The organism is Ruminiclostridium cellobioparum DSM 1351 = ATCC 15832 (assembly GCF_000621505.1).
GTDB lineage: Bacteria > Bacillota > Clostridia > Acetivibrionales > DSM-1351 > Ruminiclostridium > Ruminiclostridium cellobioparum.
In genome coordinates this window covers 408,156-418,518 of the sequence record NZ_JHYD01000001.1, presented here as the reverse complement: position 1 = coordinate 418,518, position 10,363 = coordinate 408,156, and the positions used below count along the sequence as shown (strand labels likewise).

Annotated in this window: 11 protein-coding genes; 3 read left to right on the top strand and 8 right to left on the bottom strand. The window is 35.4% G+C overall.

The window, feature by feature from the left end; all coding sequences use genetic code 11:
* Positions 1–120: 120 nt before the first annotated feature.
* On the top strand, positions 121–1,482 hold the full coding sequence (locus T344_RS0102025) for an ISNCY family transposase (RefSeq protein ID WP_027627333.1): 1,362 nt from the start codon (positions 121–123) through the stop codon (positions 1,480–1,482).
* 314 nt (positions 1,483–1,796) lie between these two features.
* Here T344_RS0102025 and T344_RS27380 read toward each other — a convergent pair whose 3' ends face one another.
* A complete protein-coding gene (locus T344_RS27380; protein WP_051571533.1) occupies positions 1,797–3,812 on the bottom strand; it encodes an AIPR family protein in 2,016 nt (671 codons plus the stop codon).
* 535 nt (positions 3,813–4,347) lie between these two features.
* Between T344_RS27380 and T344_RS0102015 the strand changes: the two genes are divergently transcribed.
* On the top strand, positions 4,348–4,896 hold the full coding sequence (locus tag T344_RS0102015) for a recombinase family protein (protein WP_027627332.1): 549 nt from the start codon (positions 4,348–4,350) through the stop codon (positions 4,894–4,896).
* A 34-nt stretch (positions 4,897–4,930) separates the two neighbouring features.
* Positions 4,931–6,448 (top strand): recombinase family protein, encoded by a 1,518-nt coding sequence (locus T344_RS0102010; protein WP_027627331.1) that lies wholly within the window; start codon positions 4,931–4,933, stop codon positions 6,446–6,448.
* Positions 6,449–7,300: 852 nt separating this feature from the next.
* Here the strand turns inward: T344_RS0102010 and tnpB (T344_RS31870) are convergent.
* The 7 genes from tnpB (T344_RS31870) to T344_RS31690 all read right to left on the bottom strand — a co-directional run bounded on the left by tnpB (T344_RS31870) (position 7,301) and on the right by T344_RS31690 (position 9,641).
* Entirely contained in the window at positions 7,301–7,477 is a 177-nt protein-coding gene (gene tnpB / locus T344_RS31870) for an IS66 family insertion sequence element accessory protein TnpB (RefSeq protein WP_084331060.1), read from the bottom strand.
* Positions 7,467–7,652 (bottom strand): IS66 family insertion sequence element accessory protein TnpB, encoded by a 186-nt coding sequence (tnpB, locus tag T344_RS31865; protein WP_084331059.1) that lies wholly within the window; start codon positions 7,650–7,652, stop codon positions 7,467–7,469. Before tnpB (T344_RS31865) ends, tnpB (T344_RS31870) begins: the two co-directional genes overlap by 11 nt.
* 44 nt (positions 7,653–7,696) lie before the next feature.
* Positions 7,697–7,987, bottom strand: a complete 291-nt coding sequence (gene tnpA, locus T344_RS0102000; protein ID WP_154669408.1) for an IS66 family insertion sequence element accessory protein TnpA — start codon at positions 7,985–7,987, stop codon at positions 7,697–7,699.
* Positions 7,988–8,047: 60 nt separating this feature from the next.
* Positions 8,048–8,581, bottom strand: a complete 534-nt coding sequence (locus tag T344_RS0101995) for a DUF5104 domain-containing protein (RefSeq protein WP_027627329.1) — start codon at positions 8,579–8,581, stop codon at positions 8,048–8,050.
* A 77-nt stretch (positions 8,582–8,658) separates the two neighbouring features.
* The gene (locus T344_RS0101990; RefSeq protein WP_027627328.1) at positions 8,659–9,033 is read right to left on the bottom strand and encodes an RHS repeat-associated core domain-containing protein; all 375 of its coding nucleotides are present in this window, start codon (positions 9,031–9,033) and stop codon (positions 8,659–8,661) included.
* A complete protein-coding gene (locus T344_RS0101985) occupies positions 9,023–9,442 on the bottom strand; it encodes a hypothetical protein (protein ID WP_027627327.1) in 420 nt (139 codons plus the stop codon). Before T344_RS0101985 ends, T344_RS0101990 begins: the two co-directional genes overlap by 11 nt.
* A gap of 70 nt (positions 9,443–9,512) precedes the next feature.
* On the bottom strand, positions 9,513–9,641 hold the full coding sequence (locus T344_RS31690; protein ID WP_278246132.1) for a hypothetical protein: 129 nt from the start codon (positions 9,639–9,641) through the stop codon (positions 9,513–9,515).
* Positions 9,642–10,363 lie beyond the last annotated feature (722 nt).

Below are 10,363 nucleotides of genomic sequence, written 5' to 3'. Positions count from 1 at the left end.
TAGATTCACCTGATAAATTGTTCCTTGAAAAGCTTGAATATAGTGAGTTTGTGGCAGGAATTAGCATGCTGAATGTCGAAATATACAGCATAATACAAAATTTACAATAGGTGATATCTTATGCTTATACTCGATTATCCAGAATGGACGCAGCCATCTGTTGCAGAAGTTTTTATTCCTAAAGTGGCGTATAAATTGACCCCTGAACTTGAACAAATAGACAAATTGCTCAAAGACGAATCCTTTGAAGAACCCATTGTAGGCAGCTTTAATACTCAAAGAGGCCGTCCTACGGTTCCCGTCAGGGTTTATATTCGATTGATGTTTCTTAAGCATTATACAGGCCTGAGTTATGAAGATATTGTTCCGGAAGTAACTCATAATCTAATGTTTCGTTTTTTCTGCCGTATACCCATCGAACAAAAGGTGCCCGATGCAACTGCACTGATGAAAATCACCACCAAATATGGAGAAGAAGTCATCGATGAAATGAATCAGCGACTATTAAAATCATTAGTACAGAAAAAACTTCTTAAAGGAAGAAAAACTCGCATTGATACAACCGTAGTGGAGTCAAATATCGTCCACCCCACGGATGCGGGCCTGCTTTACGAAGGTGTAAAAAAGCTAACAAAAGCAGTCACCCGCATAAAACGAGCATGTGGAAAGGCTTCCCAACAAAGTACGAAATCGAACCGTAAAATGAAGGAGCATATGCTTTCAATTAACAAAGTTCTTCGCCGAAGATCAGAGGATTCACGCACTGAAGTTCGTAAAATTACTGGAATGATTGCAGAGGAAGCTCGCAAGGTATTAAGCAAAGCAACCAGCTTGGCAAAGAAGCTTATTCCTGAGACAGAAAAAGACATCAAACTCAGAGGAACTCTTCTAGACACCGTCAATAAGGTTCAGAAAATCATTAATCAAAGCGAAGCAGTCAACAACGGCAATACAAAACTTTCAGACCGTCTCATCAGTTTAAGGGACCCTGATGCCCGACCAATTGTCAAAGGAAAGCTGGGCAAGCGTGTAGAGTTTGGATACAAGCTTCAAATACAAGAAACAGAAAGCGGCATAGTAACTGGTTATCAAGTATACAAAGGCAATCCTTGCGATAAAACCCTGGTAAACGATGCATTAAAAAAGCATGTAGATGTATTTGGGAAAACCCCCTTGGAAATTAGTCTTGACCGAGGTTATTACGATTCAGGAAACGAAAAGTTGGCATATTCAGCAGGAGTCAAAAATGTCTGTATACCCAAAATCGGAAGAAAATCCAAGGAACGGGAAGCCTTTGAAAAAACATCAGCATTCCGACGGTTAAAACAATGGCGTTCAGGCATTGAAGGACGAATCAGTTGTTTGAAGCGTCGGTTTGGTTTAAATCGCAGCATGCTCAGTGGATACCGGAAAACACAAATGTGGACTGGTCTGGGTATCTTTGCCCATAATCTACGGCAAGCAGCCAAATTAATGGCCTGAAGGTCAAAAATGGCCAAGTAACTCACATATTCAAGTGTCAAAGATCAATTTATTCTATAATTTTTATTAATATGAAGTGTATAACTTCACAAAAGTTGAATTTATCAGGTTAATCTAATTAGAAGTCTCTCGTACAATAAATTTATATGGAAATGCAAAGTTCCAAAATATTCATAGAATTATATCAATTTTATTTCACCTGAAAATGGCAGTATTAGTCACTTTCGGTTAAATTCTTTGTCTACCCAATTCCGAGTCCGTGAACATATTACATTGGTTAAAATAAGAATATGTTGTTAAACAGAACAAAGTAATTAATCATTTGCAACTACATAAATTATTTTTGCCCTTGGTGTTCCAAATTTTGAATTCTCCATTAACTTGTAGACAACATCTTTACCATCAAGGTCATTAAAACGTATTTTAGGATTATCATCTTCGTGAAAAAACACATCTTCTGGATGCCTACTAATAAATCCATAATTGAAATTATTCCGGTCTTTCTTTACAGTTGTAACTTTCCCTCTTAAATTCTCTTGAGTATTATGCAATTCAATATTATTTTCTGGTTTTCCACCTCGGCTTACTGCAGTCATGAATTTGGTAAATTCCTGATTATCCTTTATCGCACTTCTATAACGCTCACCTTTAATTGAAATCCATTTTTTGCATATTGTTTCAAAGTCCAAAATGCATTCATCAATTATTTTTGTAAAACGTCCTATATTTAAAACTACTTCAAGCAGTTTATTACAAAATTCGTCTATACTTTTTCCGTTAATATCTGGGACAACTTTGCCAGTAATTTTTTCTGATGCAAGTAATAATATTTGATATTTGTATGTAATAGAATACCTATACTTGGCCATGTTCTGCCTGAATATTTTATCAATTTCTAGACACATTGCTACAGCACAGTAATAGGGTAAAAATGACTGTTCATCAATAAATATTTTATTCCTGTATTTTTCAAGTAATGTTGATTCATGAACAGGTCCTTCATGTGGGGAAGCTAAAAAAATACTTACAAAGCTTTGCATTAAAATTCGCAAATTAGCTTTTTGAGTAGCTTTAATTTTAGGGTTATCTAAATATTGTTTGGAACGGCGCTCATAATAATATCTTTCTCCTTCACTGTTGCCTGGCATAACATTAAAAAACTCTTCCAAATTTTTATGAAAATTCCTTGTTATTTCAAATGCTTCGTCATAAACAATATTTTGTCTATTAGTTCCTTTTACTATCGAATTAGTTACATTATTATCTCGTGTCGAAATAATTTTAACAACCACGGTTACATTAGAAAGATCATATGAATTTTTATGTGCCATAAATAATACATTACAAGTTTGACATCCATTTACAATTTGAGGACTTTTCATAGTGATTTTTCTGTTTCCTGGCATAAGAGAATCACAAACAATTGTTATTCCGTTATTTAATAGTGAAAATGTTGCTGGTGAACTTTCAATAGTACTCATAATTTCAGTGTTTATATCTGTATTTCCTTGGTAATCGCGCACGTTATCTGCAAAAAGAGTTTTTCTCATGATTCCGTCCTGAGTTAAAAGCATACTAATAATTTCTTCTGCATTACATAGAATGATCATTGAATTCTCAACATTACTTACTTCATTTAGGTCAAAGCTATCAATAACACGCATAACCACAGAAAATTGATTTTCAATATCATCACACATGTTTTTTAAAGATGAACTGTCAATATACTTAATTGCCGGTTCGTTATATACTTTTGTTTTTGCCAAGTCAAGACATGCCTTTTGGGATTTTGCTAGTATATGTTCATTTTCGCTCCATTTGCCCATATAGACATAATACATTCGTATATCAGGTGATGTATCCCAATAAATCATAACTTCATCATCAAATAGATATTCTTTTAACTCTATCCAAAAATCGATTTTATCATTTCTTGGTTCATAATGTTCCTCACTCAGAAAATCAACAACTCCATCAATAAACTTTCCATACTCTCCTGTATCAATTTTCTCTTTATACTTTGATTGAATGAAAATAAATTCAATATGAATTTTCTTTTGAGATTTAATAATATTATCAACATCCTGTTTTGAGTTAATAATTATGCCGTTAACCTTAATGGCTAGACCGTCAATACCCATATCATTTTGTCCACCAACGCAAATTTTAAAAAATAAGTCATTACTCGTACTAAACGCATCAGGCTGATGAAAGCGCATAATGGAATTGTTCACAAATCTTTCAAAAGCCTCATTATCTGGTAAAAATTCAATTCCATATGAGCTCTTAAAATGATCTATCTTAGTTTTAATTATTGGCTCAAAGTTCATTATTTTGCCCCCCATTCATATTTTTTTGGATTATAATTAAACATTTTAAAAACTATATATATCTTATTTGCCTAATTACAATAATCACATTTATTCCAAATAAACATAAATCACTATAAGTTTATATAATTAGAGTCTTACAAAATTTTAAACTTATATATTTTATCGCATATTAGCCAGATCGTGTCATATATTTACAACATAACCCAAAGCAACCAGATATCTTTTATCTCCAAAAATTGTTATTAGCTTCCCATTATAAGCCATAATCCCATTCTCAACACATATTATTATTCTACTATAATCTGGCAAATCCTTTATAAATTTTTTATTTTTTTACATTTAATTTTATAAAATTTAAGTTAAAATGATTTACTAAAAACCCTCATTTTTGGAACATGTAATGATATTTGATTAGACATGTCAAAAAGTGACCTCTGTTCTTCCCAAAACTATTTCCAGAATCAAATTACCAATATTGACTACTTATTTGGTTATTGGTACGATAAACATATAGTATTGATGAGGTGAGACTATGATTATTGGATATGCAAGAGTATCTACACAAGATCAAAATATGGACCGGCAGATAGATCAACTTTCCGCATATGGCTGCGAGAGAATCTACCAGGAAAAATGTACAGGAACTAAAAAAGAAAGACCTGAGCTGGACCGGCTCTTGGATAATATTCGAACCGGCGATATAATCGTCATCAGTGAGCTCACCAGGTTAAGCAGATCTACAAAGGATCTCTTCCAACTAGTTGATGTGTTGGATCAGAAAGGCTGCAACATTAAAAGCCTTAAAGAATCCTGGGTTGATACAACTACACCTCATGGGAAATTAGTGTTTACTATTTTTGCTGGAATAAGTCAGTTTGAACGGGATCTCATTATTCAAAGAACAAAGGAAGGTTTAGCCAGTGCTCGCGCCAGGGGTCGAAAAGGAGGACGTCCAAAAATACCGGAATCATCCGTCAACCTTGCAATTAAAATGTATAATAGTAAACAATATTCTATAGCCGAGATTTCCAAGGCCACTGGTATAAGTAAAACAAGCTTATACCGGTATTCAAACCTTTAGAAAATACACCTAAACGTTGATTGGAGTTTGTATAATGGTTAAAACCTGCATTTATTTAAGAAAGTCCAGAGAAGATGAAAAAATGGAAAGGGAATTGGGCAAGGGTGAAACCCTTTCAAAACATAGAAAAGACCTGTTAAGTTTCGCTAAAGCAAAGAAACTGACAATTGTAAAAATATACGAAGAGCTGGTAACGGGAGAAAGTCTATTATACAGACCGGCAATGCTCGATCTTTTAAAAGACGTCCAGTCCGGCCTGTATAATGCTGTACTTGTCATGGATCTGCAAAGATTAGGCCGCGGAGATATGGAAGAGCAGGGTATAATTCTTAAAGCTTTCAAAAACACTGATACAAAGATCATAACTCCGGATAAGGAATATGATCTGTCCAACGAGTTTGACGAAGAATACAGTGAATTTGAGGCATTTATGAGCCGTAAGGAATACAAAATGATTAACAAGCGTCTTCAGCGCGGAGTACTTCACTCCGTAAAAAGCGGCAATTATAACTCAGCCTGTCCCCCCTTCGGCTATTTGATAAAGGAAGAAAAACTGGGCCGCACTCTGGAGCCCCATCCTGACCAAGCTGATATTCTGAAAAGTATTTTTGACTGGTACATAAATGAATCGGTTGGCAGTCAGATAATTGCCGACAGATTAAATAATATGGGGGTAAAAACCAACAGAAATAATAAATGGACCTCCCATGCAGTTGCTGCAATATTAAAAAACCCGGTTTATACCGGAAAAATATCCTGGCGTAAAACACTTGGTTACCGGACCGCAAAGAAAAAAGGTGCTACCAGGCTTCAGCCAAAAGAGAACTGGATCATTTCAGACGGTAAACATCCGGCTCTTATTACTGATGAAGTTTATGAAAGAGCCCAAAGTATAATGAAATCACATATAAAAACTCACAAAAAACCATCTACCCAACTCTGTAACCCGCTTGCGGGTTTAGTGGTCTGTGGTGTATGCGGTTCTAAAATGCGTTATCGGACTTATTTAAAATCCGAGCCTCATCTTATCTGCATTAATAAATGCGGGAATAAAAGCAGTAAGTATGCATATGTTGAGAAACGGGTTCTTGCAGCTCTTAAAGAATATCTTGACGAGTATAATTTTGATCTTAGCACCAAAGCGGATGAATCAAAAAGTAATGAATTTGCTTTAAAAAGCAGTATATCACTTTTGGAAAAACAGTTAAATGAAGCTTATCTGCAAAAAGACAATATTTATGATCTTTTGGAAAAAGGAGTTTATTCCATAGATATTTTTACTCAAAGATCTACTGCAATTGCAGCAAAAATTGAAGAGCTTCAAAAATCCATGGCTGAAACTACCATTATGTATCAAAAGACTTTAAGGCAAAGCTCTCATAAAATTGACTTTATTCCTAGAGTCACCAAAATTGTCAATGAGTATTCCACACTTAAGTCTGCCGACGACAAAAACCTGTTGCTGAAAAGTGTTCTTGAAAAGGTTGAATACTTGAAAGGTAAAGATTGTAGAAATGATAATTTTGATATAAAGATTTATCCTTTATTTTAAGTTTAAATATTTTATCAACTCCCAGAGTACCTATAGGGATAATGATATCTTTTACAGGTATTATTTTTAATTTTCGCCAAAAAGGAGTATCCCTTGTAAACGGTAAACCAGTTGTCTTGTAGTTAAAAATCGCCGCCATGAGGGCGGCTGTCAAATTACTAGTTTTTTGCAGCTTTCCGGTCTGTCTGCACGGACAACACCGGTATCCCCATTTCCGGCATAGACTGCGATGTGATGTTCATGTACAACAAACCTTGCGGCTGGTACTCAATATATCCTTGTAGACCTAATCCGGAGCTGGTGGTACCTTTTGGGGAACAGCTCTGTAGTCGTGTAATGGCAGGTTCAACAATCATTTCTACAACAGCCAGATCCGCTTTCCGTTTTCCTTTGGTTTTGGACTTCCGGCGGATAACTATCGTTTGGACTTCCGGTTCTTCCTGAATCCCGTCATCGTTAAGTACTTCCGCCTCATTGCCTATATCAGAGAAATCAAATGCCAGAGACAGCTGCCCGGATATTGCCGACAGTTTTCTGTCTTACGTCCGAAGCGCTGCTGTGTCAGTACGGCAATGCTCTCCTGAAGGTTGGATATCTGTTTTATCAGTGTCTCGTTCTGTTGCTACATAATCGTTAAAGAAGAGTTCAACTGAAGAAACATATCAACCAGAAGATCGTGTGGTACCTTATGAAGTTCATCCCTCGTTGTTTGTTTTTCCATGGCTCAAGCATACCACAGGATCGGCCTAAAAGCCAGTATTTTCAGGCGACTTAAGGATAACAAATACATGGGATTAGATAACAAATATGAAGCTGCAAGGTACAAATATATATCATGACCGAGCCGTTAAATCAGGCTGGAGTTACCTTTTTAATCGTCTTTTTCTGCTCAATGGCAAGGCCGTACATCAACCATCGGTACTGCTTGAGAGTAATTGCTTTTACCTCAGCCTCGTTTCGGGGCCATTGAAATCGTGCGTTGGCTAAGCGCTTATACACAAAGACGAATCCATCTCCCTCATAAACCAATGCTTACATACGGTCGGTACGCCTGCCCGCAGAACAAAAAAATATTTCCCTGTTCATAGCGATCCATGTGGAAGTCATTTTTAATAGTCGCAGCCAAACCATTAATACCACGCCGTAAGTCAGTATATCCACAGGCAATGAAGATGCGCTTGAAGCCAGTTGCATCATTAAACATAGGAGACAGCCTCTAATGCCAGTGCAAGCAGCTCTTTGGGTGTATTAGAATTGACCCGGATAACAAGACCATTCTTCTCTATGGTAAGCTGGGGTATAAAAGAATGAATAGCCGTTGGTATTTGTGGAAAAGCCTCTGTTTCTGGAGCTTTCAATTCCACAAAGGTTGTCTGAGTATTTAGCTCTGGCTCTTCTGAGCCAGTAGTAATAAGCATTCCGGGTAATACCATTCTGGTCACAGTATTCATCTACTGTCAATCCTAACTCAGCTTTTGCCTTGAAAACAGCTGCCCATTGCTGAATTCGAATATTTGTAGTTGCTAATCTTGTATCCATCAGGCATACCAAAAAGAAAGGCCAACAGGATTGCATTTTCCTGTTAACCTATTGGTTGTTTTACATTTCATTTTTTGTAATAGTAGAGCGATATATTCCGGCACACCTTGTCTTGCTTCCCCAGTCAAACTCTTTATCTTCATCTATTTGTTTAATTATTTGCAACATATAAAGCCCTACGTTATCAGTATTTGAAGTATCCTGTATCTGCTCGATAAAGAAAACTATGTACGTCTCCTCATCCGTTGTAACAGTATAATAACATTTCAATTCAACTGTTTTATCCCCATTATCTTTTGAACCCGAAGTTTCCAAAGCAACGTCTTTAGATTTAATTTTACCTTTATAAAGTTCCATTAAGTACTCAATACCACCATCAATATCATTTGCCTCTTCAACAGCTTTAGTGGAAAACATTTTTTTCAGTCCTTCCTTGTCTGTATTTTCTAAAGCTTCTATGATTTTTTTAAAACGTGTATCTGCAATTTTATTATCATCTCTGGTAAATGCGTCTGTCCTAAAAGAGCTACATGATGCTAAACATAAGGAAAGTGTAATAATGATTGCGACTGATAATAATCTTTTAATATTCATGATTTTTTCCTTTCTAATTAGATTTTTTTAATACTGGTTAGTCTTTATAGCTGAAGCATATAGCTATTTTTCATCACCTAAAGATCAGTTACAGTAACAGAACTGTCACTTGCATTCCATTTTGCGGTACCATTTGACACTTTAGCTAAATCTGTAATTTTTACAGCAGTATTCCCAGTTGGATCAGTATACATCATAGGTTCATTATGACAATAAGTATACAAATTCAAGCTAAGTGGATCATTGGGATCACTTGTATATGTATCCTCATTTATGAATCTTGCAATCTTGCTGTAATAGTAACGTGCATTTAAATAATACAGATCTGTTTCTTTATCATACTGGTAACCGGCATAGGTTATGTTATTATTTATGTTTCCTGTTTGTTCGACTATGTTTCCAAAGGCATCATAGTAGTAGGTTCCTGAGATTGTTCCATCTTCATTTAACAAAGCTGTGACATCTCCATGTCCATTGTACATTGGGATCTAAAACTGATATTTGAGGAATATATCCTGTATCTTTTTCAGTTAATATTGTATTTCCTGGAATTGTTATTGTAATCGTTGGAACATTGTTCTTTAATTTTTTATAAAAACTAAAAGTATAGATATTATCAGCATGAGCATCATATTCTGGAAATGTCGGACTATATGAGCCAACTGTACCCTGAAATTCATAATACCAAAATATAGCTCCTGCATTCACACCTTCTTTATGAGTAGCAACAAAACAATAATCATAAAGCGAGAAGTCTAAATTATCAGCCCTAAGAAATTTAACTTCTTGATTTGGGTTTGGATATACTTCAAATGTAATGTAAGCATTGTTTAATGAAAATCTTAAATGTACTCTCCTCATAGATTCTTCTGACATATCATAATTTGTTGTAGCTTCTAAAGTTCATCCATCCAGTAAATTTGCCGCCGCCTTAACCTCCTGCCCAAACCTCAACAAAATGTCCGTTTTCTGTAGGAAATATAAAATTCATTCCAGTTACTATGATTGCTAATGCCAACAAAATGGCTATGACCTTCTTATACTTCACATGTAAATTCATACAATATTCTCCTTGTTTTTTGGAGTTATGTAAATTTATGATACTTTTCCATATTATCACAGAGTATTAAGGATTAGAATATAATATAAATAAAAAAGAATCTAAGAATGATAGAATGTATCTATCTCTATAGATTTTCTGTGATCTGATGCATGTTTTACTGTGTTGTATAAGTAATTGTTGAATTGCCATTTTCCTTAGCTTTAAAGGTAATACTGTTTGCCACACCTGCCAGGATTGTGCCGAGACGGCTTTTATAAATACTACTGTTCCGGATACCAGTTGCTTCACTATTATATCAATTCCTGATATGTCCCCCTCAACAGTGTCCATCTTTGCTGTTAATCCGCGCAGGTCAATTACTTCGAAGTCATCAGTATTGGATTGGATTGTAAAGGTGTATATATCCAAATCCTGTATGCTCACTGCCGTCAGTACAAGATCAAATTCTTCTCTCTGGACCGAATTGATTTCATAAGTCTGTACCGAGCTTAAGGTTTTTGTTTCATTCCATTCACTTTATCCTGTTATATTTTTGGTTCTTACCCTGAATGTAAGAGTTGTATCTGCTGTAATACCGGTATGCAGATAGCTTGTCCCGGTATTTATTACTGCTCTGTCTACTTCGCAATTGCAGCAAAAATTGAAGAGCTTCAAAAATCCATGGCTGAAACTACCATTATGTATCAAAAGACTTTAAGGCAAAGCTCTCATAAAATTGA